Origin of the sequence: Rhodococcus sp. IEGM 1406 (assembly GCF_030056745.1) — a bacterium.
Taxonomy (GTDB): domain Bacteria; phylum Actinomycetota; class Actinomycetes; order Mycobacteriales; family Mycobacteriaceae; genus Rhodococcus_F; species Rhodococcus_F erythropolis.
In genome coordinates this window covers 119188-144610 of the sequence record NZ_JASHKO010000007.1, presented here as the reverse complement: position 1 = coordinate 144610, position 25423 = coordinate 119188, and the positions used below count along the sequence as shown (strand labels likewise).

The 25423-nt window shown below is 62.4% G+C and carries 24 protein-coding genes; 13 read left to right on the top strand and 11 right to left on the bottom strand.

The features are described 5' to 3' along the window. Positions 1–85 precede the first annotated feature (85 nt). From QM596_RS27385 to QM596_RS27370, 4 genes are read left to right on the top strand one after another with little or no spacing between them, the layout of a single operon-like run. Positions 86–1042, top strand: coding sequence for an ABC transporter permease (locus QM596_RS27385; RefSeq protein ID WP_019746259.1), 957 nt, complete (start codon positions 86–88; stop codon positions 1040–1042). Continuing rightward, positions 1035–2129, top strand: coding sequence for an ABC transporter permease (locus QM596_RS27380; protein ID WP_020968023.1), 1095 nt, complete (start codon positions 1035–1037; stop codon positions 2127–2129). Before QM596_RS27385 ends, QM596_RS27380 begins: the two co-directional genes overlap by 8 nt. After that, a complete protein-coding gene (locus QM596_RS27375; RefSeq protein WP_019746261.1) occupies positions 2126–3223 on the top strand; it encodes an ABC transporter ATP-binding protein in 1098 nt (365 codons plus the stop codon). The genes QM596_RS27380 and QM596_RS27375 overlap by 4 nt, the downstream gene beginning before the upstream one ends. Beyond that, positions 3223–4212, top strand: a complete 990-nt coding sequence (locus tag QM596_RS27370) for an ABC transporter ATP-binding protein (protein ID WP_020905656.1) — start codon at positions 3223–3225, stop codon at positions 4210–4212. The genes QM596_RS27375 and QM596_RS27370 overlap by 1 nt, the downstream gene beginning before the upstream one ends. On the opposite strand, the gene QM596_RS27365 is transcribed toward QM596_RS27370, so the two are convergent. From QM596_RS27365 to lysX, 4 genes are all read right to left on the bottom strand, one after another. Beyond that, positions 4213–4812, bottom strand: coding sequence for a histidine phosphatase family protein (locus QM596_RS27365; protein WP_020968024.1), 600 nt, complete (start codon positions 4810–4812; stop codon positions 4213–4215). It abuts the gene before it with no gap. Between the two features lie 5 nt (positions 4813–4817). Beyond that, positions 4818–6227, bottom strand: a complete 1410-nt coding sequence (locus QM596_RS27360) for a GGDEF domain-containing protein (protein ID WP_020905658.1) — start codon at positions 6225–6227, stop codon at positions 4818–4820. Positions 6228–6305: 78 nt separating this feature from the next. After that, the gene (locus tag QM596_RS27355) at positions 6306–7196 is read right to left on the bottom strand and encodes an alpha/beta fold hydrolase (protein WP_283310372.1); all 891 of its coding nucleotides are present in this window, start codon (positions 7194–7196) and stop codon (positions 6306–6308) included. A 13-nt stretch (positions 7197–7209) separates the two neighbouring features. Then, positions 7210–10566: a bifunctional lysylphosphatidylglycerol synthetase/lysine--tRNA ligase LysX gene (lysX, locus tag QM596_RS27350; RefSeq protein ID WP_019746266.1), complete on the bottom strand. Its 3357-nt coding sequence runs from the start codon at positions 10564–10566 to the stop codon at positions 7210–7212. Positions 10567–10654: 88 nt separating this feature from the next. On the opposite strand from lysX, the gene QM596_RS27345 reads away from it, so the two are divergent. Continuing rightward, positions 10655–10882: an RNA-binding S4 domain-containing protein gene (locus QM596_RS27345; protein WP_003943569.1), complete on the top strand. Its 228-nt coding sequence runs from the start codon at positions 10655–10657 to the stop codon at positions 10880–10882. A 15-nt stretch (positions 10883–10897) separates the two neighbouring features. Here the strand turns inward: QM596_RS27345 and rraA are convergent, their stop codons facing one another. Continuing rightward, positions 10898–11374: a ribonuclease E activity regulator RraA gene (gene rraA, locus QM596_RS27340; protein WP_003943552.1), complete on the bottom strand. Its 477-nt coding sequence runs from the start codon at positions 11372–11374 to the stop codon at positions 10898–10900. A gap of 72 nt (positions 11375–11446) precedes the next feature. Between rraA and QM596_RS27335 the strand changes: the two genes are divergently transcribed. Next, positions 11447–12433, top strand: coding sequence for a DUF2332 domain-containing protein (locus QM596_RS27335; protein ID WP_097388085.1), 987 nt, complete (start codon positions 11447–11449; stop codon positions 12431–12433). Here QM596_RS27335 and QM596_RS27330 read toward each other — a convergent pair. Then, positions 12430–13050 (bottom strand): TetR/AcrR family transcriptional regulator, encoded by a 621-nt coding sequence (locus QM596_RS27330; protein ID WP_283310371.1) that lies wholly within the window; start codon positions 13048–13050, stop codon positions 12430–12432. The genes QM596_RS27335 and QM596_RS27330 overlap by 4 nt on opposite strands. 124 nt (positions 13051–13174) lie before the next feature. Between QM596_RS27330 and QM596_RS27325 the strand changes: the two genes are divergently transcribed. The 3 genes from QM596_RS27325 to QM596_RS27315 are packed head-to-tail and all read left to right on the top strand — an operon-like array spanning position 13175 to position 16545. After that, positions 13175–14398 carry a phosphotransferase family protein gene (locus QM596_RS27325; RefSeq protein WP_283310370.1) on the top strand — a complete coding sequence of 408 codons (1224 nt, stop codon included), beginning with the start codon at positions 13175–13177 and terminating at the stop codon, positions 14396–14398. Next, complete coding sequence (locus tag QM596_RS27320) at positions 14395–15558, top strand: Rv3169 family protein (RefSeq protein WP_283310369.1); 1164 nt, start codon at positions 14395–14397, stop codon at positions 15556–15558. Before QM596_RS27325 ends, QM596_RS27320 begins: the two co-directional genes overlap by 4 nt. A 51-nt stretch (positions 15559–15609) precedes the next feature. Further along, a complete protein-coding gene (locus tag QM596_RS27315; protein ID WP_019746272.1) occupies positions 15610–16545 on the top strand; it encodes a tyrosine-protein phosphatase in 936 nt (311 codons plus the stop codon). A 10-nt stretch (positions 16546–16555) separates the two neighbouring features. Here QM596_RS27315 and QM596_RS27310 read toward each other — a convergent pair whose 3' ends face one another. After that, the gene (locus QM596_RS27310) at positions 16556–17131 is read right to left on the bottom strand and encodes a hypothetical protein (RefSeq protein ID WP_283310368.1); all 576 of its coding nucleotides are present in this window, start codon (positions 17129–17131) and stop codon (positions 16556–16558) included. Positions 17132–17281: 150 nt separating this feature from the next. Here QM596_RS27310 and QM596_RS27305 point away from each other — a divergent pair, with 150 nt between their 5' ends. Further along, positions 17282–17746: a GNAT family N-acetyltransferase gene (locus QM596_RS27305; protein WP_283310366.1), complete on the top strand. Its 465-nt coding sequence runs from the start codon at positions 17282–17284 to the stop codon at positions 17744–17746. 182 nt (positions 17747–17928) lie between these two features. Here QM596_RS27305 and QM596_RS27300 read toward each other — a convergent pair whose 3' ends face one another. Beyond that, a complete protein-coding gene (locus QM596_RS27300; RefSeq protein ID WP_283310365.1) occupies positions 17929–18825 on the bottom strand; it encodes an oxygenase MpaB family protein in 897 nt (298 codons plus the stop codon). Positions 18826–18995: 170 nt separating this feature from the next. Here QM596_RS27300 and QM596_RS27295 point away from each other — a divergent pair, with 170 nt between their 5' ends. Together QM596_RS27295 and QM596_RS27290 are read left to right on the top strand one after the other, a co-directional pair. Continuing rightward, positions 18996–19454 carry a hypothetical protein gene (locus QM596_RS27295; RefSeq protein WP_019746277.1) on the top strand — a complete coding sequence of 153 codons (459 nt, stop codon included), beginning with the start codon at positions 18996–18998 and terminating at the stop codon, positions 19452–19454. A gap of 154 nt (positions 19455–19608) precedes the next feature. Next, a complete protein-coding gene (locus QM596_RS27290) occupies positions 19609–19992 on the top strand; it encodes a helix-turn-helix domain-containing protein (protein WP_070384744.1) in 384 nt (127 codons plus the stop codon). Here QM596_RS27290 and QM596_RS27285 read toward each other — a convergent pair. The 3 genes from QM596_RS27285 to QM596_RS27275 all read right to left on the bottom strand — a co-directional run bounded on the left by QM596_RS27285 (position 19938) and on the right by QM596_RS27275 (position 24363). Continuing rightward, positions 19938–21386, bottom strand: coding sequence for a histidine-type phosphatase (locus QM596_RS27285; protein ID WP_283310363.1), 1449 nt, complete (start codon positions 21384–21386; stop codon positions 19938–19940). The genes QM596_RS27290 and QM596_RS27285 overlap by 55 nt on opposite strands. Positions 21387–21763: 377 nt before the next feature. Then, on the bottom strand, positions 21764–23413 hold the full coding sequence (locus QM596_RS27280) for a class I adenylate-forming enzyme family protein (RefSeq protein WP_283310362.1): 1650 nt from the start codon (positions 23411–23413) through the stop codon (positions 21764–21766). After that, positions 23410–24363: a cyclase family protein gene (locus QM596_RS27275; protein ID WP_003943547.1), complete on the bottom strand. Its 954-nt coding sequence runs from the start codon at positions 24361–24363 to the stop codon at positions 23410–23412. The genes QM596_RS27280 and QM596_RS27275 overlap by 4 nt, the downstream gene beginning before the upstream one ends. A 163-nt stretch (positions 24364–24526) precedes the next feature. Between QM596_RS27275 and QM596_RS27270 the strand changes: the two genes are divergently transcribed. Further along, positions 24527–25405, top strand: coding sequence for a TetR-type transcription factor C-terminal domain-containing protein (locus tag QM596_RS27270; protein ID WP_387403808.1), 879 nt, complete (start codon positions 24527–24529; stop codon positions 25403–25405). Positions 25406–25423: the final 18 nt, after the last annotated feature.

Here is a 25423-nt window from a genome sequence, read left to right as displayed (position 1 = left end):
GAAGTCCTGGAGAGCTTGAACCAAGACCTGAAATCAGAGGAACTGCTGTGTATTGCGAGCTCGCTGTCCGAAGGAGACGAAATCGATGAACATCGGCGCAATAGGTAAGAAATTGGGCCAGCTCGTCATTGTGATCCTGATCGTCAGCTTCGGAACCTTCGTGCTGGCATCACTGATCCCCGGCGATCCTGCTGTCTCCGTTCTAGGTGAAGGCCGAACGCCCGCCGAGTACGAGGAAGTTCGGCAGCAGCTCGGGCTCAACGATCCACTCCTGGTTCGCTATTGGGACTGGCTGACCAGCGCTCTCCAGGGCGACCTCGGTAATTCGCTTGTTCCCCCGCAGCAGGACGTTCTGACTGCGATCGGCTCGGCACTGCCCGTCAGCGTTCAGTTGGCCGTGATGGGTCTGGTCATCGCACTCGTCGTCGCCGTGCCGCTCGCACTCTGGTCGGCGCACCACGAAGGCGGCGTCATCGACCGCGTCATCAGCGCCGCGACGTTCGGTGTTCTTTCCGTCCCGAGCTTCCTCGCCGGTCTGTTGCTGATCATGGTCACCGTCAATTGGCTCGGCTGGTTCCCGCGATCACAGTGGGTGCGCATCGGGGACAGCCTCTCCGGAAACCTCTCACACGCAATACTCCCGGCTATCACCATCAGCCTCCTCGAGATGGCGATGTTCACTCGCGTTCTCCGATCCGATCTGGTGACGACGCTCCGTGAGGATTACATCCTCGCTTCGAAGGCGAAGGGAATGCCCACGCTGCGAGTGCTTTTCAGTGACGCGCTCAGACCGTCGTCGTTCTCGCTCATCACGATGATGGGTCTGGCTCTCGGCGGCATGATCGGCAGCACCGTGATCGTCGAGACGCTGTTCTCGTTGCCCGGAATGGGCACGCTCATCGTCCGCGCAGCGCAGCAAGGTGATTCGCCGATGCTGCTTGGCGCGGTGGTCGTGATCGCGGTCATCTACGTCCTCGTCAACAGTGCGATCGATGTTCTGTACACCTATCTTGACCCGAGGAGTCGTCGTGTCCATGTCTGAAGTGACGCCAGACGGAGCGGCCCCGTCGCCGGCCCCGTCCGAGGTGATGACATACCGGCAGCAGACAGTCCTGCTGGCTCCCGGTCCCGTCGAGACGTTGGAACAGCCCAAGAATCTGGTCCTGATCGGATCGATTCTCACGGTGATCGGCGTTGCGCTGCTCGGCACCGCACTCTTCGGTTCGGCCATCATGATGACCGTCCGCATCGTGCTCGCGCTCGTTGCCCTGGTTTTCCTCTTCAAGGGTCTCGGCAAACTCGGTACGTCCAAGTGGGGCAGTCAGTTCGATCTCTCGTACTGGTTGGCGTGCATCTGGCTGGCCGCGCTGATCCTGGCCGCGATCTTCGCACCGCTGCTGCCGCTCGGTGAGTACAAGGACACGGTCAAGACCTTGGCCGAGCCGGGCTTCGCCTCGCCGAGCCTGCTCTCCGATCACCCGCTGGGTACCAACAACTTCGGTCTCGACCTGCTTGCCCGCGCTTTGTTCGGTGCCAGGGCATCCTTGACCGTGGCCATCTGCGCCGTACTGATCGGCATGATCATCGGCGGCACCATCGGCGTCATGGCCGGTTACTTCCGCGGCAAGGTCGACGCAGTCGTCGGAATCCTGACCAACTCGCTGCTGGCCATTCCTTCTCTGGTGCTGTTGATCGCACTGGCCGCGGTGCTCACGTCGAACCTGCGCAACATCACCCTCGCACTCTCGATTCTCTGCATTCCCAGCATGGTTCGAATCGCCAGGGCCAACACCATCGTCGTCGCCCAACGGGAGTTCGTGCTTGCCGCGCGGGCCATGGGCGCCACCAAATGGCGCGTCATCTGGCGCGAGTTGGTTCCCAACGTCCTCGTTCCGGTCGCCGCGCTCGGCCTGGTGGCCGTCTCCGGCCTGATTGTCGCGGAAGCATCACTCAGCTTCCTCGGACTCGGTATCGCACAACCTGATCCGACCTGGGGCAACATGATTGCGGAAGGCCAGGGCGGGATCGTGGAGAAGCATCCGTTCATCGTTCTGGTTCCCGGCGTCTTCCTCTTCCTGACGGTGTTCTCCTTCAACCTCATCGGCGAGAAGTATCGGAGTAAGCTGTGACCACTTCAGTTCAGAACGGCGTTCCGCTACTGCAGGCGGACAACATCAGGACCGTATTCGCCACTCCGCGTGGCCAGTTGCGAGCAGTCGACGGTGTCTCGATCCACGTTTCCGCCGGTGAAACTCTCGGTATCGTGGGTGAATCCGGTTCCGGCAAGTCGGTTCTCGGACGCACCATCATGGGTCTGCTGCAGAAGGGTCCGGCTCTGGACATCAGCGGGACGGTGACGTTTGCCGGCCGCGACATGTCGACCATGAAGAAGTCGGAGATGAAGCACTTCTGGGGACCCGAGATCGCCATGGTCTTCCAGGATCCGATGACCTCGCTCAATCCGTTCAAGCGCATCGGCACCCACATCACCGAATCCTTGAAGTTCCACCTGGGTCTGAAGAAGGACGCGGCCCGCGATCGCGCTGCGGAACTCCTGTCGATGGTGGGTATTCCCGAGCCCAAGCGTCGGCTCGATCAGTACCCCCACGAACTTTCGGGCGGTATGCGTCAGCGTGTGGTCATCGCGATGGCCCTGGCCTGCGAGCCGAAACTGCTGATCGCGGACGAGCCGACCACAGCTCTCGACGTGACCGTGCAGAAGCAGATCCTCGACCTGCTCGCCTCGCTCAACGACAAGCTCAACATGGCCGTCATCCTGATCAGCCACGACCTCGGTGTGGTCTCGGGACGATCGGATCGCGTCGCCGTCATGTACGCCGGGTCCGTCGTGGAAACGTCGGCCACCGAGGAGTTGTTCACTCGTCCGCGCCACCCGTACACCGAAGCGCTTATGGCCGCGATTCCGCGACTCGAATCGCCGACGCACACAGTGCTGCAGACAATTCCGGGTGGACTGCCGGACATGACGAAGCCGATCACCGGTTGCCGCTTCGCCGCTCGCTGCCGGTATGCCCAGGACGACTGCCTGACCGGCGAACCGGCTCTGGCTCCCGGCGGCCTGGGAGACAACACAACCGAAAGCCACACGTTCGCGTGCCACTACCCGGTCGACACCCCTGAAGGCACAACGGCATTGGTCGCCAACGAGAAGGCCGGCACTACCGCAGCGGGCCTGACGCTCGCGGTGAAGGAGATGGTCTGATGACTGCAGCAACCGATACCAGGAAGCCCGAGACGGTGGACGCGGCCCTGACGGTCGAGGATCTGGTCGTCGAATTCAACGTCGGCAAGGGGCAGACCGTTCACGCCGTGTCCGGGATCAGCTTCACCGTCGCTCCGGGTGAAACCTTGGGCGTTGTCGGTGAATCCGGCTGTGGCAAGTCCACGGCGGGCCGGGCGATCATGCAGTTGCCCTCACCGACGTCGGGCTCCATTCGCCTCGGAGAGACGGAAATGACGGCACTGGGCGCGGAAGAACTGCGTCGCAGTCGCACTCAGTTGCAGATGATCTTCCAGGACCCGATCTCCTCCCTGAACCCTCGTCGCAAGGTCAAGGCTCTCATCACCGAGGGTCCGTCGATCTGGGGCGGAAAAGACAAGGCCGCCATCGAAGCTCGGGCACGCGAGGTTCTTGCCGAGGTCGGGTTGGACCCGGACATGGTGTGGGACCGGACCCCGCGGGAACTCTCGGGTGGTCAGTGCCAGCGTGTGTGCATCGCCCGCGCGTTGATGCTGGACCCCAAGGTCCTGATCTGTGACGAGCCGGTCTCGAGCCTCGACGTCTCCGTGCAGGCGCAGATTCTGAACCTGCTCGAGGATGCGAAGAAGCGTCACGGGCTGTCTTTGCTGTTCATCGCGCACAACATGGCCGTCGTGAAGAACATCAGCGACCGCGTGATGATCATGTACTTGGGCCGCGTCTGCGAAATCGTTCCCGCAGAAGACATGCAGAACCGCGCGCTGCACCCGTACACGCAGCTACTGCTGTCGTCGATTCCCGATCCTGATGCCACCGTCACCGCAGCGCAGAACGTCGAGCAGAAGGTCATCGAGCTGCCGTCGCCGCTCAATCCGCCCAGTGGCTGCCGGTTCCGTACTCGGTGCCCGCTGGCCACGGATCTCTGCGCCGAGGAAGTTCCCGAACTTCGTCTCGTCCAGGGCGGTCATCAGGTGGCGTGCCACAACGTGTGACTACACGCGAAGCATGTTGCGTACGTGACCGGTTTCGTTGATCGACCCGACCCTGCGGCTTCCGTCCCGGGAAACAAGAATTCGCGTGACGGACACGTACTCGATCGGGAAGGTCAACGGACGCTCCAGCCCGAGTAGTTCCTGCAGAACGATATTGATGACGCCGCCGTGGCAGAAGATCGCCACGGTGGCGTTGTTGTCGGTTGCGGCGACGACGTCGTCGATCGCACCGAGGACTCGCGCACGAAAAGCGTCGCCGTCCACCGACTCGGGTAGCCATCCGGCCTTGATGCGCGCATACGTTTCCGGTGCGCGTTCCAAGACCTCGTGCATCGGGATGTAGTGGGGCTGCTCGTAGTCGTACTCCGCCAGACCCTCGAGCTGGGTGACCGGAAGATCCAATGCCTGCGCTACCGGGTCCGCGGTCTCGAGTGCGCGCTTCTGCGGGCTACTGAAGAGCCCGGTGATCCGGTAGGGGGCCAATGCCGCAGGCAGCCGAAGTGCCTGCACGCGACCGGCGTCGGTCAGTGAGGGATCGGCGAAGCCTTCGGTGACCTCGGCGAGTTCGGGGAGCGCGTGTCGGATCAGGAGTAGTTGCACCCACGTCACCTTGCCATGTACAGATCGACGGCCACCACGAGGTTTCGGCCTTCGCGTTTCGCCTGGTACATGGCGGTGTCGGCGATGTCGAGCAGAGCGTCCATCTCGGCCATTGCCTGATCTACCCAGGCGACTCCGATACTGACCGTTCCGGCGAAGCCGCGGATGGATCGGGAGTGCGCCTCCTGCCTCTGTCTGATGCGTTCTGCCAGGGCAATTGCTTCCTCGAATGTGCAGTCGGCGGCGGCGACGGCAAATTCCTCACCGCCAAGGCGACCGGACAGTCCCAGTCCTTCGGTAGTGGCGAGGAGGGTGTTTCCGAACTGTTCGAGGACCGAATCTCCGGTGAGGTGGCCGAGGTTGTCGTTGATCGATTTGAAGTGGTCGAGATCGAGCATCATGACGGCGATCGATTTTCGCGCTGTGTGTTGGGTGTCGAGGAGTTCCTGCGACTGGGTCCAGAACGCATGTCGGCTCAGCGTTCCGGTCAGGGCGTCGCATTCGGCGATGCGTTGGAGTTCACGTTCAGCGCGTCGCTGTGCGCCCGTGGCGACGGCTACGGCGATGGGGGAGAGCGCCATCAAGATGACGGAGATTCTGGTGGTTACACCTTCGCTGAGCAGATGAACCGGATCGGCCAGGGCCAACCGCCCCTGGCCCGCCATGATCAGCGCCCACGCGCTCCACCCAGCCGCGAGGAGCGAAGTGCTGAACAGCGAGACGCGCATCGCGCACCACAAGAGCGCCGGCATCGGAAGCAGCAATGCGAGGGCTCCCTGCACTTCGAGGGCCAGCGGGAGGCAGGCGAGGAGCGCTGCCAGCGGCAGAAGGATCTGGGCGACCCGTCGAAGTCGCAGATTCTGCCGCACGGACGGCCCGAACGTACGACGGACGTGGTCGAACGGAGGTGCGGAAAGAAGGATCGGCAGCACGATCAGATAGGTGCACAGGTCGGCGAAGAACCAACCCACCAATTCCGTTCCCGCACCGCTTCCTTCGTGGAGTTGAGTGCGCAGTGCGCTGGCGGACCCAGCCGTGAACGACGCCAGAACCGAGACGACGAAGATTCTGGTCGTGTACTTCGTCTCGGAGATCCGCCGCGGAAAACAGCCGAGCAAGTTCGCGGCGATCAATCCTGTCGTGACGCCGACCAGATTGATCGCATTCAGTTCGAAGGCCCTCTGCACGGGACTTCCGGTCGCAAGATCCGCCGTCAGCAGCGCAGCGCCGCCGACAGCGAGTCCGATCGGCGCAAACGAGCGCGGGTTACGAAGGAGAATGCCCAGAAGGATCGCGTTGGCGGGCCAGAAGGTCGACAGAAACCCGGGCGGACGGGCGGCGATGCCGGCGAGTGCGACAACGAGTATGGCGACGAAGATCAGCGACGAGCGCACCCGGGTTGTCGAACGATCCATGGTCAGCCTGTCGTAGAAAGCAGAAGCTGTCCGAGCCTAGCAATGATCCGGCTACTGTCCGAGTTGTACGTTGAAGTGTCATTCCCGAGGGTTCGGCTGCGTGAGGCGCCGAATCAAGTTCGCCAACTCCTCGGGCTGATCGATCATCGCGTGGTGATGCGCCGGGCGCAGGACGTGAAAACTCCCGCCGAGGTAGGTGGCGAGTTTCTGCTGCTTTGCCATCCAGGCGATGGACCAGGGAGTGGTGTGGCCAGTGTGTGCGGCGACGACGCTGAGGTCGATGTCGGGCAGTGGATGCTTGCTCGAGCGTCGTAAAGCGGTGAGCTCCAGCGCCATATCGGTGTATGCGACGTATTCGATCATCGCCGCCTCCAGATAATGAGGCTCGCGGTAGATCTTCCTGACCCATTCGAGGGTGGCTTCGGACGACCCGCTCGGCGGCACGGACTGGTTGAGGATCTTGCGCGTCGTGGTGCCGAGGAGTCGTTGGAGCCCGGTTGTGCTGAACGAAGCCGCGGCGGCCCGGGAGGCGATCAGCAGCAGGTCACGGGGGAAAAGACGTTTCGGTTCTTTCTCGGCACTGGAATCGAGGAGCAGCATCCCCGCCACCCGATCGGGGAACAGTCGCGCGAAGCCTTCGGCGTAGAAGCCGGCGATGGAGTGGCCGACGACGACGGCCGGACCAGTCAGTCCCAGAGTGTCGAGCACGTCGCGGATCCGCTGAGCTTCGCCGCGGACGGTCGGCACGTCGGAAGACGGCTCGCTGAGTCCGAAGCCCGGGCGATCGAAGCGGACGACGGTGTGGTCCGACTGGAGATGACGCGCGCAGTCATCCCAGTCGAACCAGTTGCCCGCCAGTCCGCCGCACAGGACGACGACGGGGCCGTCGCCCTCGGCAAGAACATGAAGTCGGCCCTCGCCGACCTGCAAGATCTCGCCCGGTGGTTTCACGTGGAACAATTCCGGCACGCGAGAATCCGGACTACTGACGCGGTTTCGCGAGGGGGAAGGCCAGCGTCTCGCGGATGCTGCCACCCGTGATCAGCATGACGATTCGGTCGACGCCCATCCCGAGACCACCCGTCGGCGGCATCGCGTGTTCGAGGGCCTGAAGGAAGTCCTCGTCCAATTCCATCGCTTCTGGATCACCGCCGGCCGCGAGCATCGACTGCTCGGTGAGCCGGTTGCGCTGATCCACGGGGTCGGTCAACTCGCTGTACGCGGTTCCCAGTTCGACACCCCATGCGACGAGGTCCCACTTCTCGGCAACGCCGGGGATGCTGCGATGCGGCCGGGTGAGCGGAGACATCGAGGTGGGGAAGTTGGTGTAGAACGTCGGGAACTCCGTGTAGTCCTCGACCAGGTGCTCGTACATCTCCTGCGCGATGGCGCCGGTATCCCAGCTGGACTGGTACGGGATCTCGTTGGCGTCGCACAGCTTCTGCAGGTCTTCGAGACTCGTCTCGGGGGAGACGTCGACACCAAGCTTTTCGGCGACGGCGCCGTGCATCGTCTTCACCGGCCACTCGCCGGAGATGTCGACCTCGACCAATTCGCCGTCCGGGCCGGGTCGCATGATGATTTCGCGCCCGAAGGCTGCGACGGCCGCCGCCTGGATGAGCTCGCGGCACATCCGCATCATGCCCTCGTAGTCGCTGTGCGCCTCGTAGGCCTCGAGGATCGTGAACTCGGGATTGTGTTTGAAGTCGACGCCCTCGTTACGGAACACACGGCCGATCTCGAACACCTTCTCCATACCCGCGACGCACAAGCGCTTCAGGTACAGCTCGGGTGCGATCCGGAGATAGAGGTCGAGGTTGTACGCGTTGATGTGCGTCAGGAACGGAGCGGCGTTCGCGCCGCCGTGCACCTGCTGCAGGATCGGGGTCTCGACTTCGAGGTATCCGCGACCACCGAGTGAATCGCGCAGCGACTTCACGACGGCGCTTCGGGCCTCGAGCAGTTCGCGGGCCTTCGGGTTGAGGGCGATGTCGAGGTACCGCTGGCGGACTCGGGTCTCGGGATCCGAGAGGCCCTTCCACTTGTCCGGCAGCGGGTGCAGGCACTTGCCGTTCATGCGCCACTCGACGGCGATGAGCGACAGCTCGCCCTTGCGGCTGCGCCCGATGGTTCCGCTCACTTCGATCAGGTCACCGAGATCGAATTCGGCAGCGAACTCCGCCAACTTCTCGCGGCCGACGTTGTCCTGGTCGACCAGAACCTGGATGTCGCCGGACCAGTCGCGCACGTCCGTGAACACGACTCCGCCGTAGTCGCGAACCCTCAGCAGGCGTCCCGCGATGCGTACGCGGGTGCCCTCCGGCGACTTCGCTGCGGCCGCGATCGTATGCGTCGGCGGATAGGCGACGGGGTAGGCGGCGATTCCTTCGTCGGCCAGTTGCGCAAGTTTGTTCATGCGCACCCGGACCTGCTCGGGTCGACGCGGACCGTTGGTCGTGAACGACGGCGCCGAGTCCGGCGGGCTGCCGTCGGCGTGCAGTCCTTCGGAAGTCACCAGAGCTGCCGGCACCGCCGCATGTGTTCCGGTGTGCTTGACGACCTGGCTCGACTTGCGGCCGAAACTGGGCAGCACCACAAAGCCTTCGGCGATGGCCGACGCGAATCCGACGCGTGGAAGCTCACGGTTGTCCTCGAAGCAGAGAAAACGCGGCTCCCAATCCGGCTGGTACTTCACGTTCGAGCGGTACAGCGCTTCGAGCTGCCACCAGCGGGAGAAGAAGACGAGCACCGAGCGCCAGATGCGGAGGATCGGGCCGGCGCCGATGCGCGAACCTTCCTCGAACACCGAGCGGAAGACGGCGAAGTTGAGCGAGACCCGCACGACGCCGATCTCGTCCGAACGTGTGGCCAACTCCGAGACCATCAATTCGACGACACCGTTGGGCGCCGTCGGCTTACGGCGCATCAGGTCGAGCGAAACGCCGTTCGGTCCCCACGGCACGAGCGAAAGCATGCCGACGACGCTTTCGTCCTCCGTGCCTTCGCCCATGACGGCTTCGACGAGGAGGCAGTCGCCGTCGAGGTGATCGCCCAGTCGGCCGAGCGCCATGGAGAAGCCGCGCTCGGTGTCGGTGTCACGCCAGTCGTCCGCGCGGATGATGACGGCCGCCATGTCCTCGGGCGGGATGTCGCGATGGCGTCGCATCCGCACGGTGACGCCGTGGCGCCTGACGCGGGTGACGGCCTGGCGTACCGGGCGCATGTCGCGTCCGTTGAGGTTGAACTCGCGGGTGCGCAGGATCGCTTCGTCGCCGAGTTGCAGGACGCTCAAGCCTGCCTTCTTGTACGCCGTCGCCCCGGTTTCGCTGGCGCCCATGACGGCTGTCGCCCAGCCGTACTGCGAGGCCAGGTCCTGCCACGCTTCGATGGCGTGCGGCCACGCCTCGGGATCGCCGATGGGATCACCACTGGCGAGGCAGACGCCGATCTCGACGCGGTACGTGATCGCGGCCTTGCCGCTCGGCGCGAAGATGACGGCCTTGTCGCGGCGGGTGGCGAAGTAAGCGAGGGAGTCGTCGGCGCCGAAGTTCTGGATCAACCCGCGGATCGCGGACTCGTCGTTGCCGGTGAGGGCGTTGTTGGAGCGTTGCGCGCGGAAGAGCGTCATAACTGCGGCGAGTAGTGCGATGGCGCCGAGGAGACCGAGGACCGTGTTGACGAAGACGCGTGGATGGCCGTCGAATACCTCGTTGTCGACCGAAGCCGCCGCGGTGACGCGGTTCAGGGCCCACAGGAATCGTTGGTTCTGCGGCAGGTCGCCCGGGAAGAGTTCGACAAGGCCCCAACCGATCACGGTCGCGACAGCCATGCCGCCGATCAGTACGCCGAGCGCTTTCCAACCGGCGCCGCGTCGTACGCGTGTGTAGAACTCGGGCCTCGCGGCGATGAGGATTCCGATCACGACAAGCAGAACGACAGCGGCGACGGCGTTGTTCGGGTTCTTGTCGACGATCGTGGAGGCGATGTTGGTGAGGGTGATCAGCGCGAGGTAGATCGTCAGCAGCCACCAGGCGATGCGCTTGCGACTCGCGAGGGCCGCGGCGAGCAGGGCGACGACGAGCGCCCACGACAGGCTCGTATCCGGTGCGTCGAAGTAGTAGCTGTCGATGTATTCGCGTGGGACGCGGAGGATGTGCCGCAGAACCGGCGAGATGCTCCACAGGAACACCAGTACGGAGAAAACTCCGAGGATCAATCCCGAGATATGGGGAACCTGGCTGAACCGCCCTTTGCGGAATCGCCGCGCCTGGCGCGGATTTTCGGGTGGCGATTCCACCAGCTCTGCAGTGGTGTCCGATACCTCGGTCAATGGTGCCATCGAGCTTCCTCTCCTACCGGTCGATCAGATCCTCACGCTAAGTGTGGTCTGTCGTGTCCAGTTTTGTGGGAGGAGGAAGATGATTGACATGACCGACAACATTCCAGCAGTACCCATCCGCGACGAAATGATTCGGCTCGGTCAGTTTCTCAAGCTCGCGAACCTCATCGAATCGGGCGCGGAGGCCAAGGAAGTGATCGCCGACGGCATGGTTTCGGTCAACGGTGAGGTCGAAGATCGTCGGGGCCGCCAGCTTCGTGACGGCGATGTCGTCGAGATCGGCGGGATGGCCGCCAAAGTGGAAGCCCCCGCCTGATCCCGCGACTTCTGACTAGCTTTCGCGAACGACGACGCCGTCCTGGTCGCTGTAGACGATCTCGCCGGGGTTGAAGGTGACTCCGCCGATTTCGATCGGCACGTTCTTCTCGCCCGAACCGGTCTGAGTGCTCTTGCGCGGGTTGGTACCCAGTGCCTTGACGCCGATGTCGAGGGTGCGCAGGATCGCCGAGTCGCGGACAGCTCCGTTGACGATGACTCCGGCCCAGCCGTTGTCGACGCCGCGGCCGGCGATGATGTCGCCGACCAGGGCGGTGTGGATGCTCGCGTCACCGTCGACCACGAGGACTCCGCCGTTGCCCGGTTCGCTGAGGGTCTGCTTCACGAGCAGGTTGTCCTGGAAGCACTTGATGGTGGTGATGGGGCCGGCAAACACTTCACGTCCACCGAACTGGGTGAACTGCGTGTCGCAGCTACGGATGTCGGGTCCGATCTCGTCGGCAAGGTCAGCGGTCGCTACAGGCTCGGTCATGCCCCACAGGATAGTCGGCAGAGAGTTGACCACGGGTTCCCAGACCTATGCCGCATCCGGTAGACATCGACGGTGGACACATCGCGCTGGTACCGATCGTTCGCGGAAGTGGAAGCCCGAGGGAACTCCGAGGTCTACGAGGAATGGGGCAACGGCGTATCGGAGGATCCAGCAGTCCTCGCTCTGATCGATCGACTTCCAGAACCCCGCAGGCAACCCAACCTGATATTCGGGGCGAGCCGTCACCTCGGTGCACCGGTCGCGCCGTATGCGTCGTTTCGCCGGTGGCTGAGGGAGAACTGGTCTGCGGTTGAACAACTTGCGCGGATCCGGACTACCCAGACCAATGAAGCAGGCCGCGCTGCTGTGTTGCTTCCCGTTCTCGGGTTGTTGAAGGGCCCGCTCTCCCTCATCGAAGTCGGTGCTTCGGCGGGCCTGTGCCTTTACCCTGACCGCTACAGCTTTCTCTACGACGGCACAAAGTATCTGCATCCAGTCGATGGTCCGTCCACCGTTCTGCTGGAGTGTGCGACGACCGGCAGTCCACCAATTCCGGAGAGAGTCCCAGACGTGGTGTACCGGGCGGGCATCGACCTGAACCCACTCGATGTAGGCGACACCGACGACATGAGATGGTTGGAGAGTCTTGTGTGGCCGGAACAGGACCACCGCCGGCGGCGATTGCGCGACGCAGCGGCACTCGCTCGTGTGGATCCGCCTCATCTGGTTCGCGGAGATCTCACGTCGGCTGTTGCCGATCTGGTCCGGCGTGCGCCACAGAACACAACGGTCGTGGTCTATCACAGTGCAGTCCTCAACTATCTGACCCTCACTGCCAGAGAGGAATTCGCAGAAACTGTTCGTGCTTTGCCATGCCACTGGATAGCCAACGAAGGTCTTGGGGTTCTGCCCGAAGTCGATGCCAAGTTGACGGCATCACCAGAGTCGCGCCGTGGCAAATTTGTTGTCTCTCTTGACGGCACACCCCGCGGGCTAGCTGGTGGCCATGGGCAGTCCCTCGACTGGTTAGACCAAACCCGCACGGCGCCAGCAGGTTAGGTGCTGGGAAGTATGCCGTTCAGCACTATGTCGGCGAGAGAATCGGCAAACGGTCCCGGGTCCGAGACGTCACGAACCGACAGCGCGAAGATGGCCGCGCCCGCCATGATGTCGAGGAGAGCGTCGGCGTCGACGCCACTTCGGATGTCGCCGTGCTCCCTCGCCGCTTCCAGTCGACGGTTCAGCTCGACGCGGACTCCGGCCAGTTGCCGCACCACGAGAACGTCGCGTAATTCCGCGTTTGTGCGCACTTCGCTCATCAGTCCGGGCGCCGCGGCTCGGGTGGCGGGAGCGGCGAACAGTGCCACCGCGCCCTGCACAAGCGCGCGAATCTGATCCGCGATCGTGCCCTCGGCGCCGAGTTCGGTGTCGATGTCCGCGCCCTGTTCGACGTCGAGTACCGGATAGATCGCGTCGTTGACGATGTGTGCCTTCGACGGCCACCGACGGTAGATGGCTGGACGCCCCACTCCGGCACGCGTGGCGATGGCGTCGATGGATGTGCCGGCGTACCCCTTTTCTTCCAACAGTTGCCTGGTCGCGTCCAGTACTGCGTCGTCGATTGCAGGGTTTCGCTGAGGGCCCAGGCGGTGCTGAGTTTCGGAATCTTTGGACATTTTGGGCAAATCCCTTGCGGTATCGCTGTGATGGCCGTTACATTCTGTCACGGCTTTAGTCGATACATATTGTATCGACTATCGGCACGTGCGCATCGGCGCCACCGAACCACGAGGAGTGGTGATGAACCTTCGAACCGAAACAGAAACCTCAGGCGGAGATCCCGACTACGCCGAATTCGCCAGGCCCGGCGAATCCCGCAATGACCCGGCAGAGATGCGACGCAGCCTCGAAGGCTGGCTCGCGAGCGTGCTGTGGCGAGGCTCGAAACCTTCCGTGACCTCGGTCGAGGTGCCAGCTGCGAACGGCATGTCCAACGAGACCGTGCTGTTCGATGCGACGTGGATCGAGGACGGGGTTCGAGCCGAGCATCGCCTGGTCGCCCGCATCGCCCCGCGAGACAGTGCGGTGCCGATCTTCCCGTCGTACAACCTGGACCAGCAGTTTCGGGTCATGAGCGCCGTCGCAGCTCATACGTCGGTGCCGATCCCGCGCGTGTACTGGTCCGAGAGCAACCCGGACGCGCTCGGCGGCGAGTTCTTCGTGATGGAACGGCGCGACGGCGAAATCCCGCCAGACGTCATGCCGTACACGTTCGGATCCTGGCTCTCGGAGGCTTCAGCGGCCGACTGTTCTCGGCTCCAGCAGTCCTCGGTCCGAGTGCTGGCGGAGTTGCACGCTATGGCCGATCCACACCTCGCTCTCCCCGAGTTGTGCCGCGATGGTGCCGAACCGACTGGGGCAGAAGCACTTCGCTCGCACATCGAGGACCAGCGACGCTACTACGAGTGGGCAACAGCCGACGGACCGGGATCTCCGTTGATCGAGCGCGGCTTCGACTGGATCGAAGCGAATTTTCCCGCCGATGCCGGTTCCGCAGTGCTCTGCTGGGGTGACTCGCGGATCGGAAACGTCATCTACCGCGACTTCGAACCGGCGGCGGTCCTCGACTGGGAGATGGCCACACTGGGGCCGCGTGAGCTGGACCTCGGCTGGATGATCTTCCAGCACAGGTTCTTCGAGGATCTCGCTGCCATGGCCGGACTCCCCGGAATGCCGGATTTCCTTCGTCGCGAGGACGTGGCAGAGGCCTACGGCTCGCTTTCCGGCCACCAGGTTGCGGATCTAGATTTCTACATCGTGTACGCCGCGTTGCGGCATGCGGTGATCATGTTCCGAGTCCAAAGTCGCGCAGTGGCTTTCGGTCAGGCGGAATTCCCCGCCAACCCGGACGAGATGATCCTGCACCACAAGACACTCGAAGCCATGCTCGACGGCACCTATTGGGAATCGCTCGCTACAGCCACGCTCACAACAGCGTCGGCCGCAACAGGAGATGCACGATGACACTGTCCCCGCTCGACGACTACCCGGTACATCAGATCGCCGAGACCATCCGCCACGTGGGCACCTCGGATCGAAACTTCTACGACCGTTACTACTTCAACTGCCATGCTGGCGTCGACGGCGACAGCGAGCCGCTGTTTCTCATCATCGGTCTCGGTCAGTACCCCAATCTTGGTGTGTGCGACGGCTTTGCGGTTCTTCGGCGCGGCGACGACCATATCGTCTTCCGGGCATCCCGCGCCTTGGGTGACGATCGTATGGACCTTTCAGTAGGCCCGTTGAGGATCGAGATCATCGAGGGTCTGCACCGTCTGCGGGTGGTGTTGGACCCGAGTCCCGAAGCGCCGGACCTGAGCTTCGACCTCACCTTCGAGTCCGACGGCCCCGCCAATCTCGAGGCCAGACATTTCCATCGCCAGCTCGAACGAGTCACCTTCGACACGCAACGATTCGTGCAGACCGGAACATGGTCCGGATCCCTGACCGTCGACGGCGACGTCATCCCGGTCACCCCGGAGACGTGGCGGGGTAATCGCGATCGATCCTGGGGTGTTCGACCGGTCGGCGAGGCGGAACCTCCTGGACGCAAGGCAGATCCGTCGATCGCCGGCAGTCAGAACTTCTTCTGGATCTACTCGATCATGCAATTCGGGGACTTCACCGTCGTCACGGTCGTTCAAGAAGATCCGCAGGGACGCCGCATTCTGGAGGATGCGACGCGCGTCTGGGCGGACCGCTCGCGGGAGTCGGAGTGGTTGGGTCGACCGGACCACCAGCTCACCTTCATTTCCGGCACCCGCGAGGTGAAGAGCGGAACTCTGTACTTCCGGCGTCCCGGTGCACCAGGAGAATCCGACCACATCCTGGAGATAACCTGCGAACCGATTCTGCCCAACTACATCGGTGTCGGTACGGGCTACGGACTCGAGCAGGATTGGCGCCACGGGATGTGGCAGGGAGAACTGGTGGTTCAGGGCCTGCGAGAGAAGGTTTCGGACATCGAACCGTGGAAGAAGATGCTGTGCCCGGTCGACAACTTGGCCCGGTTCATCCTTGTAGAAGACGGCGTAACTCGCACCGGGACAGGCCTGTTCGAAGTAGCAGTCATCGGACCCCATCAGCGATACGGGTTCACCGGAATCGGTGACGTCGCACCGTAACTCCAGCTCACCAAACCGCAAATCCCAAACCACAGAGAGAGACACTGCCACATGTCCACACGCTCACGAATGTTGTTCGCTCGCACTGCGAAGGCCGCCGCACTTGTTGTCACCGGAGGCCTGTTGTTTGCCGCTCCCGCCACGGCCATCCCGCTCGACTTGGGCTCTCTCAACACGGGATCGGTCGATCTCGGCTCGCTCGATCCTGTGCTCGCGCCGACACCGAACTTGGCCTCCGTGGCCAACTTTCGCGACGTCGCCGGCAATGACGGTAGGGGATACGCCACCGTCGACGGCTCGCACCTCAAGCGCGGCGTCATCTACCGGTCCAATGCGCTGACCGCGACCAGCGACGCAGACAAGGCGACGCTCACCGGCCTCGGACTTGCCGACGCCTATGACCTGCGCGGTTCAACCGAGATCTCCAACCCGTTCATCGGTGGCGCGGACAAGCTCCCGGACGGTGTGACGTACACGAACATCCCCATCGAGTTCAAGGATCTCACTCAGCTCGCCACAACGATCAAGTCGCCGGAAGAGGCCAAGCAGTTCTTGGTCGACACCAACCGCAGTTTTGTCACCGACCCTGTGCGCCGCGCCGGCTTCAAGCAGGTTCTCTCGGACATCGCTGCTGGTGACGGGGTGCAGTTGTTCCATTGCACTTCAGGCAAGGACCGCACGGGTTGGACCGCGATGTTGCTGCAGACCATCGCTGGTGTCCCCGCCCAGACGATCATGGACGACTATCTGTTGAGCAACACCTACCTTCAGGCGACCAACGAGAAGATCCTTGCGCAGATCTCTCAGGCCCTGAGCCCGCAAGTAGCGACCAATCTCGAGCCAGCCCTCGGTGTCGATGCGTCATACCTGGAAGCTGGACTCGCGCAGATAGCCAGCGATTACGGAACCGTCGACGGTTATCTCACCGAAGGTCTCGGACTCACTGCGGACACGATCGCACTTCTGAAGGCCAAGCTCGTCGACTAGTTGCGCGCCGCTAAAACGCTTGAACGAACGAGTACCAGTCGCCGTCGAACTCCTGGTATCCGATCTCGCCGTCGCGGCGGGGCTTGCCGAGATATGGTGCGCCGTCGGGTAAGTACGCCAGTCCGATCGAATCGATCAGACCGCCCTCGATGTGGAAGCGGCACCCGTTGCCGACGGGCCAGACCTGCAGGACCCGGTAGACGCCAATTGTTCGGTTGTCCAACGACTTCTGGCAATCCGCCGCCACTGCTTCGAGCGAATCTTTCGACAATGCAAACGCAACACGCGAAGGGACGGACAAGGTCACGAGCGCGCCGGTGACGAGGACTACCACCGGCGCGATCGTGCTCAAACGGAGCGTTTTGTACTTCATCCAGCCAATCAGGCTGAGTATCAACCACACTCCACCCAAACCGAGTAATACCGAGGCGGCGAGCGCAAAGAATGGAAAGTACACAACCGGCGGCATAAAGGACCACACGATGACGCCGCATGTGAGAGCGACAAGCACTGCGATGACAATCGCTGTCACCTTCCACCACGATGCCGGGCCTCCGCGCTCAGTTGTCGGATCACCGTCAGTCATCGGATCACCCTTGCACAAGGCAGTAATTGTGGGGTGGCAACGAATGGAATTGTTGCCACTGGTTTACGTCGAGGCCGTCGTGCGTTGAACCGAGAATTGGTCACTTTCAGCGCCGGCTATCTCTCTGATGCCGGAGGGTATGGTCGGATTGTGAACCAGGATCTGATCATTCGCCGCTACATACCCTCGGATGAGGATGTGGTCGTCGACCTGTGGTCGCGCGCTGCCCGCGAAGCCCATCCATTCCTTGCAGGCGAGGGAACGGGCGAACGGGAGCAGAAGATGCGAGAGGTCTATCTGATCCAGGCCGATAATTGGGTGGCTGAGCACAACTCCGAAGTTGTTGGCCTGTTGGGAATGATCGGCTCCGAGATCGGGGGACTGTTCGTCGCGCCGGCGTCGCAAGGGTTGGGTGTCGGTCGGGCGTTGGTCGAACACGCCACAACCATGCACGGCGAGGTGACACTCGAGGTTTACACACTCAACGATCGCGCACGCAGGTTCTATGCGCTGATGGAGTTCGAAGAAGAGGGGCGTCGACTCGACGTCGAGACAAACCATGAATTGATCACTCTGCGTCGTACTGGTCGCGACTCCTCCCTCATTCAGGCCTGAGAAAGGCGATTCAGCCCAGCGCAGGGTGCCAGGAGTTCCACCACTCCACGATGGGAACCAGCCAGGGAGTCCAGATCTTCCAACTGTCACCGAGTCCGTACGGCGGTATCGGAATCATGACCATCGCCTCCTGAACGTCCCGCAGACAAACTCGTCCGTGAATCTGATGTATCCCAACGCACCTACGCTTGGGCCTGCTGGTCTGCCTGCAGGTGCTTGACCGGGCATCCCGTGGGAAAGGTGCCGAGGTCTTCGACCTTGTAACCGTTCGGGTAGCTGCGGATGTTGGGCAGCTCGCGGGCGAATTTCCGCTTCGTGCGCACCGGGAAGAACCGCAGCAGACGCGCACGGATTTTCAGCGCGCCGCGTGAGACGACGCGCATCGCGGTGCTCGGGTGCTTGTAGTGGAAGGCGTCGAGTAGGTGATCGTCCATGAGGGCGAACGCGAATCCCTTGACCAGAGCCTTCGGCGCCAGGTTGTTGGGCGGGAAGGTGCACATCAGGTCGAGGGTGGAATCGGCGACGGCACGCGCTCCGGAGTCGAATGAAAAGTGTTCGCGCTCATAGTCGTCGAGAAGTCTGACGAACCCCTCGTAGGTGTCCGGCGTGTCCTTGATGTTCATGTACCTGCCCAAGTGGCGGTAGTAGTTCGTCGACCCGACGATCTCGTTCTCGGTCATCTTCCGCCAGCCGTACTCGTCGAGCCATCTGACCGGGGTGACGACGAAGGTTGCCAGTACGTAGAGCATGTCGTCGTTGGAGATGTCGTACGAACCGTGCATCTGATTCATACGACGCACGCTCTTGCGGCCTTCGGTGCTGCTGAGGCCGTGCTCGAGGATGGCGTCGAGGATCAGGCTGGTGTCGTCGTAGCGCTTTTGAACCTTGTCGGTGAACTCCCCGGTGGAGAAGAGAAGTTTGCCGATCGAGGGAACGGCGTACGTGCGAAAAAGGGCGAAGCTGAGCGCCTGATTGATGTCCCAGGGAAACTCTTGCGCCGCGAGAATGCGCGACATCTCTTCGTAATCGGTTTCGGGATCGAGTCGATCCGTGCGACTGCGGAGGTCGTAGCGCTTCATCTGAACACTCCCTGGGACTGGTCTGCGCGCTGCAGAGGTAGGTGTGAGCTGCACCACCGACTGTAGTTCTGACAACACGCGTTGTCTAGGGGTGTGAATAGTCGACTTTCCATCGTTTCGGGCGTTGTACCAGGGGTATCCGGAAAGTGTTGTCGACCCGAGGAGCAGCTATGAGCGTCACACGCACGGCCGGGGTTTTTGCGGCCATCGGATTACCGATTGCCGCGAGCGTCATGTTCGCCGGAGTCGCCTCGGCTGATCCGCCCCACCCTTTCGGCGGCGCCGCCGTCACCATCGGGTGCCCGAATCAGGGGTCACTGGCCTCGTTGACCGGGCTCACCGGCCAGTCCGGACCAGAGTCCAATCCGCCCATCGCCAAGGGTGATATTCGCTTCGATTCGTTCCCGGCAGCCGCGCCCATTCCGGCGGCGGGTCAGGTGACCGTTGCGTGGGTCAACACCGACACGGGTAAGTCCGGAATCGTCGACCTGGTAGGGGCGTACCCGTATCTCTCTGCGACGGTGAATACTGGCGTCGGCAATGTCGTTGCGACGGCGTTCGGTTCGATCAATTGGGGCAGTAGTCCCATCTGCCAGTCGAATCCGACGATCGGCAGGTTCATAGCCTGATCTTCGGCCCCTGATCGTCACAGCCTGAACGGGCACAGGGTTGGCGGTATCGCGTGATTATCTGTCATCTCGGAGATACCGCCGTGCCCGTCCCATCCCATATTCTGAAACGTGTTAGTTGAAAGCATATTTCAGGGATGGAAAAGGTGGCGACGTGAACGGGTCGAGCGCGCGTCAGTTGATGAGCCAGATGCTCGTCGAGAAACGAAACAGTCTTGCGCCCGAAAAGGTCGGCATGCGCTGCGAGGGTGCTCGCCGCATGCACGGCCTCAGTCGGCGTGATGTCGCGCAGATAGCCGACATCAGTTTCAATCACTATCAGCGGCTGGAACAGGGTACGTCCGTTGGTGTTTCGGCTCCGGTCATCGTACGTATCTGCGACGCCTTGTTGATGGAAGACGACGAGAAGGCGCGCATGCTGGCGTTGCACCAGGCATGGGCGCGCCCTCGTCGACCGCTGGCTGGATCCCGAGTTGTCGGACCTCAGGCCGCCGGTGAAATCTCCGGTAGGCAGCGGGCCAGTTCGGCCGGCGTGTAGAAGAAACTCCCGGCGCTCACCGGAGCGCACGGGGCAGCAAATGCTGTCTCGCGCTCGTTGTAGAGCATTCGGACCAGCCGCTCACCGTCCGGTCCGGCGTAGACGTCCCACTGCACGTTGGCGGCCATCGGGCTGACATTCGCTCCGCGCCAGGGGTTGTTCGCGTAGGTGTAGAGATCGCCCTCGGCCTGCGAGGCGGTGCTTCCCGGCAGTTTCAGGAGCGCAGCGAAGGGGATGATCGTTTCTGCGTGTGCAAATCGGAAGTCCGCTCCCGGCACGGCGGCGTCGCCGGTGTGTTCCTGCAACCCGCGCAGGAACTCGTCGCGCAGGACGGTTGCCATCCGGTAGGTGACGTCTTCACCGGTGAAGCCAGGGCCCTTGGCGTAGAAGTCCTCGGCGTCGTTCGTGTACGCGAGCCACTGAGCGTCGTCGGAGTCGATGAACCGCTCGAAATTCCACTTGCCTTCTTCGGCCATGCCCGGAGTGATGATGTACGTGTTGTACAGCATGTACGCGGCGTCGACCTCGTTGTCGATCGTGCTGGAACCCTTGCCACGGTCGACGAGTGAGAACTCGCCCGCACTCAGCCGGTTCACGAAGTCCTCCGAGTAGAGCCTGAGCATCATGTGCCGCGAGACCTCGCGGGTGCGGGGAAGATCGGCGATCTGGTCGTCGACGGCTTTCAGTCGAGGATCGGACTCTTCGTAGTCCTTGTAGTCGGCGTTTGCATCCGAGTCGTGGAAGTAGAGAAGGTCGGCATCCGTGGTCACCGGCGCAACATCGCCGGCGACGGCCGGAAACGCACCGGTCAGGCCCTGAGCGAAGTTCTCGGCGCTGTCCACGGCACGGTCGACGCCCGACGAAGTCAAAGTGATGGTGCCCTGTTGCGCTGCGATGGCGTCGAACAATTGCGGGAGGCGCTCGGTGACGCGCGCTCCGAGCTGCCGATGTTCGGTGACCCCGAGTCCGCTGAGGTTGCCGTACCCCAGCTTCTTGTTGGCTGCCATGAGATCACGAAGCGCCGGGCCGAACTCCTTGCCGACGGGAGTCAATGCGTTCTCGGCTTCGGCGATTTCCCACAGCTGCAGGCTCAGGTCGTCGTACTTCAGGCTCGACAGTGCTCTGGAGCCATGGCGCGCAACGCTTTCCGTGTACACCGGGATGTATCCGGTCGGCGGCGCCTGATAGTCGGCGATGCGCTGACCGGGAGTGTAGGGCGTCTTGGAGGTGAAACCGCCGTTGCTGACGGTCGGTGTCTCTGTCGAACCGGAACTCGAACCGGCGTCGAGCGAACCGAACGGTGACGCCGTGGCGATGGACTGAACGCTGCTGGTGACAAGCACGAGTCCGACAGCGCCGGCAGCGGCCAGCACGCCGAAGCGTGAGCTTCGCATGGTGAGTTGATCCTCTCCGTCGGTGCCGAGGTGACACGACGGAAGGAAAGTTAGAACAGCTAAGCGTCCGAATCGCACCTATTTGCCCATGTGCAGATGGACGCGGGGTTACAAGTTTCGGATTCGCGGAGCTCAGGAGGGTTTGGCGGCAATCCCGATCGACACGGAGAGCGACAACGCGATGAGGGTCATGGCCAGCCACTGGTAGCTCTTGGGCGTGGGCTGCTTCTTACGTCCGAACTTGCTCACTGATGTCTCCCGTTTGTCCGTGGGTACTCAGCACATATTACTGTTCCATTACCCCGATTGCGTGGTCGACCTAAAACTGTGCGCGATCAGACAGCAGGCGGACCTGAAGTCCGCCCGCTGCCCTGTGATCAGGAGGTCGTGCGCAGCTCCCGTCGCAAGATCTTGCCCGTGACGGTCTTGGGCAGTTCCTCCACCAGCACCACGGAGCGTGGGTACTTGTACGCCGCCATCCGCTGCTTGCAGTGATCGATCAGGTCTTCCGGGGTGACGGACGCCCCCGCGACGAGGCTGACAAACGCCTTCACCGTCTCACCGCGGTATTCGTCGGCGATCCCGACGACTGCCGCCTCACGGACTGCGGGGTGCTCGGCAAGAACGTCCTCGACCTCGCGTGGCCACACCTTGTAGCCGGACGCGATGATCATGTCCTTCTTACGGTCGACGACGTAGAACCAGCCGGCTTCGTCCATGAAACCGACGTCGCCGGTGTGGAACCACCCGTCGCGAATGGCCGACGCACTCTCCTCCGGCTTGTTCCAGTAACCGCGCACCACCTGTGGACCACGGACGACCAATTCGCCGATCTCTCCGATCGGCAGGACCGCACCGCCCTCGTCTTCGATGCGGACCACGGTGTTGGGTACTGGAACGCCGACGGACAGTGCCCCGGACGTGGGGTCGACGGGCGTGTCTGCCCCGACGGGAACGGCGTGAGTGGGCGACGTGGTCTCGGTCAGCCCGTAGATATTGTGCAGCGCAGCACCGGTCATGGCGCGGACTGCCTCGGCGGCTGTCGGCGAGATGGGTGCGCCGCCGGAATACAGCAACCGCATGGAGGTGAAGTCTTCGGGCGCGCAACCCGGAGTGTTGAGCAGTGCGGTGAATGCAGTGATGGCGCCGACTGTGAATGTCGGGCGGTGCTCACGAATCGCGTCGAGCATCACCTCGGGCTGGAAGCGATAGGCCAGCACCAGCGGCATTCTCGCCAAGACGGACACCGCGATGTGACCGATCAACCCCGTGATGTGGAAGAGCGGTGCTACGCCGAGAACCGTGTCTTTCGGGGTGAGCCCCAGCCAGTCACGGTAGACCTGGGCGTTGAAGGTCATGTTCGCGTGAGAGGTCATCGCTCCCTTCGGCGGACCTGTGGTTCCCGACGTATAGGTCAGTACCGCAATGTCTTCCGGTGCAGCGTCGGTAGTGATCGGATCGCCGAGACGATGCTGGTCGATCAGCGTCGCGAGATCGTCGGTACCGAGGTCCTTCTTCACGATTCCGTCGAAAACCCTTGGATCGTTGCGGCTTTGGTACTCGAGTTCCGAGGTGGTGATTACTCGCCTGACCGGCGAGTCGGAGACGACGTTGCGGCCGACGGACTCGTAGAGCCCCTCGAGAGCGATCAGAACCGCTGCTCCGGAATCTTCGAGTTGGTATCCCAGTTCTCGTTCACGGCTCATGGGATTGATCGAGACTGCGACGCCGCCGGCTTTCCAGATTCCGGCGAGGGCGAGCACGAATTGCGGAACGTTCTGCAGGAAGAGTGCGACACGGTCTCCCTTCGCCAGACCACCTGCTCGTAGTGCGCGGGCCAGGGCGTCACTCTGCTGATCCAGTTCAGCGAAACTGAGTTGACCGTCGAAGTACTTCACAGCCGTGGCGTCCGGATCAGAGCGAACCGTCGCCGCCAACATTTCGAGCATTGTGGGCTGTTCGACGTCGATGTCGGGGGGAACGTCGTTGCGGTACAACGCCAACCAAGGGCGATCTTCGTATGTCATTTGATGGCAACCGGATTCACGGGAGAGCCGCTGGCCTTGGCAACCTTGAGCGGTGCGGCGACGTACAAGAACGTGTACTGGCCGTCGGACGCACAGTCCGCGGCCAGCTTCTCCAGATCGCAGATCTCGGTGAACACCACACCGAGGTTGCGCATCAGAGCGTTGTGAAGCACCAGTGCCACACCGTTTTCGGGGTCGGTGGTGACCTCGTTGGCAATGGTGTCGGTGACGAGGTTCGGAATCTCCATGTCCTGGAACCACTGGACGAGTTCGGGGCTGTAGATCAAGCCGGGCTCGCAGAAGCCCTCGTAGAAGGCTTCGCCCTGGTCGAAGAACAGCTTGAGGAAGTTGGTGCGGATGACGAGAATGTCACGCTTCTCGATGGTGACGCCCTGCGCTTCGGCACAGGCCAAAAGATCATGGTGCGTGAAGGTTTCGGCCTTGTCGAGGTTTTCCTTGCCGCGGAACTTCGCCATGTCGAGAAGTACTGCGCGTCCGACGACGCCGCGGTCGGCAATCGGTTCGACGCTGGCCTTCTCCAGGCCGCCGACAGTGGTATCAGCCGAGTATCCGTTCCACAGGGCGCCGTCGTACCAGACGTGGCCGAGTGCGTCGTACTGCGTCGAGCCCTGCAGGAACGCGTCGATCTTGTCGTCCGCGTAATGCAGGCCGCCGGGGAAGTTGGGGGCGTCGTCGCCGTCCCAGCTGCTCTCGTCGAAGATCTGTGTGCGCTCGGCGGGGCTCCGTCCCGGCCAGACCGGATCACCCTTGGGATCGCCGATAAGACGTTGGAGTGTGAACACGGAACCCTGCTTGATGGTTCCGACGCCACGAAGCACCTGTCCGGCGTCGAGGTAGTTCAGTGAACCGACCTCGTCGGACTCTCCCCACTTGCCCCAGTTGCTGGGTGCGTCGCGCAGGAGTTCTCCAAGATATGGCGCCTCGGTCATGGTGATTCGATCCTCTCGCTACCGACACCGAACGATCGCTCGGGCGGACCTGGGTCTTTGTGATCCACATCATGTTCAGGCCGATAACTAGTAGTCAACACGTTCATAGATTTCCGTGGTCATCGCATTGTTGGAAATCCTATGTTCGGCAATACTGAACACTGTGACCGAATTTGAGAATGCTGTCCTGATCGGGGCGTCGATCCGGCAAGCGCGGCGTCACAGCGGGCTCTCGCTGCGTGAATTGGCCAGGCGTCTCGATGTCAGCCCGGCTACCCTCAGCGCTGTCGAGACCGGAAAGACCAGAGTCAGCGTCGACCGGTTGGCGGCAATCGGCGGGATTCTCGGAGTGCGTTTCGACGCTCTGCTCCCGGCTGCGATAGTGCGTCCGCCGGAACAGCCGCGATGGGGAGGCGACGACGCCGACCCGGACGCACATTTTCGCCCGAACGAGTGGCGAAGGTTCGGTCCGAGTTCGTTCGATCCGGTGTTGGCTGCCGCGCTCGCGGAGATGGTGAAGACCGGATATCACGGCGCTGCGATGCGTGAGATCGCCAAACGTGCGCAGATGAGTGTTCCGGGTCTGTATCACCACTATTCCAGCAAGCAACAGATGTTGGCCGAAATTCTCGACCTCACCATGGCTGAACTCAACACGAGATCGTTGGCGGCTATCGAAGAGGGCGAAAGTCCCGACGAAAGATTGGCTTTCCTTGTCGAATGTGTGACCTTGTTCCATATCTATCGGCGTGATCAAGGATTCCTCGGCGCCAGCGAAATGCGCAGTCTCACAGCCGAAAACAGGTTGCGCATCACGGAATCACGCAACTACCAGCAATGGTTGATGACGAAGCAAGTGGACGACGGAATCGCCGCCGGTGTGTTCGAGACGGATCGGCCGCGACAGGCCGCACGTGCGATTGTCGTGATGTGTGTCTCTGTCGCGCAATGGTATCGGCCGAGTGGGCCGCAAACGCCCGAGGAAATTGCACGTGACTACGTGCGTTTTGCGCTCGATCTGGTGCGCCTTCAGCGACCGTGACGGACGTCATCCGGTTCG

What these genes read in the sequence shown, in the direction of transcription:
- QM596_RS27325 (WP_283310370.1), top strand. Translation starts at nt 13,175, where the DNA reads ATGAACCTTCGAACCGAAACAGAAACCTCAGGCGGAGATCCCGACTAC.
- QM596_RS27300 (WP_283310365.1), bottom strand. Translation starts at nt 18,825, where the DNA reads ATGAAGCGCTACGACCTCCGCAGTCGCACGGATCGACTCGATCCCGAA.
- lysX (WP_019746266.1), bottom strand. Translation starts at nt 10,566, where the DNA reads ATGGCACCATTGACCGAGGTATCGGACACCACTGCAGAGCTGGTGGAA.
- QM596_RS27310 (WP_283310368.1), bottom strand. Translation starts at nt 17,131, where the DNA reads ATGACTGACGGTGATCCGACAACTGAGCGCGGAGGCCCGGCATCGTGG.
- QM596_RS27370 (WP_020905656.1), top strand. Translation starts at nt 3,223, where the DNA reads ATGACTGCAGCAACCGATACCAGGAAGCCCGAGACGGTGGACGCGGCC.
- QM596_RS27380 (WP_020968023.1), top strand. Translation starts at nt 1,035, where the DNA reads ATGTCTGAAGTGACGCCAGACGGAGCGGCCCCGTCGCCGGCCCCGTCC.
- QM596_RS27385 (WP_019746259.1), top strand. Translation starts at nt 86, where the DNA reads ATGAACATCGGCGCAATAGGTAAGAAATTGGGCCAGCTCGTCATTGTG.
- QM596_RS27320 (WP_283310369.1), top strand. Translation starts at nt 14,395, where the DNA reads ATGACACTGTCCCCGCTCGACGACTACCCGGTACATCAGATCGCCGAG.
- QM596_RS27330 (WP_283310371.1), bottom strand. Translation starts at nt 13,050, where the DNA reads ATGTCCAAAGATTCCGAAACTCAGCACCGCCTGGGCCCTCAGCGAAAC.
- QM596_RS27360 (WP_020905658.1), bottom strand. Translation starts at nt 6,227, where the DNA reads ATGGATCGTTCGACAACCCGGGTGCGCTCGTCGCTGATCTTCGTCGCC.
- QM596_RS27280 (WP_283310362.1), bottom strand. Translation starts at nt 23,413, where the DNA reads ATGACATACGAAGATCGCCCTTGGTTGGCGTTGTACCGCAACGACGTT.
- QM596_RS27295 (WP_019746277.1), top strand. Translation starts at nt 18,996, where the DNA reads ATGAGCGTCACACGCACGGCCGGGGTTTTTGCGGCCATCGGATTACCG.
- QM596_RS27345 (WP_003943569.1), top strand. Translation starts at nt 10,655, where the DNA reads ATGACCGACAACATTCCAGCAGTACCCATCCGCGACGAAATGATTCGG.
- QM596_RS27315 (WP_019746272.1), top strand. Translation starts at nt 15,610, where the DNA reads ATGTCCACACGCTCACGAATGTTGTTCGCTCGCACTGCGAAGGCCGCC.
- rraA (WP_003943552.1), bottom strand. Translation starts at nt 11,374, where the DNA reads ATGACCGAGCCTGTAGCGACCGCTGACCTTGCCGACGAGATCGGACCC.
- QM596_RS27275 (WP_003943547.1), bottom strand. Translation starts at nt 24,363, where the DNA reads ATGACCGAGGCGCCATATCTTGGAGAACTCCTGCGCGACGCACCCAGC.
- QM596_RS27285 (WP_283310363.1), bottom strand. Translation starts at nt 21,386, where the DNA reads ATGCGAAGCTCACGCTTCGGCGTGCTGGCCGCTGCCGGCGCTGTCGGA.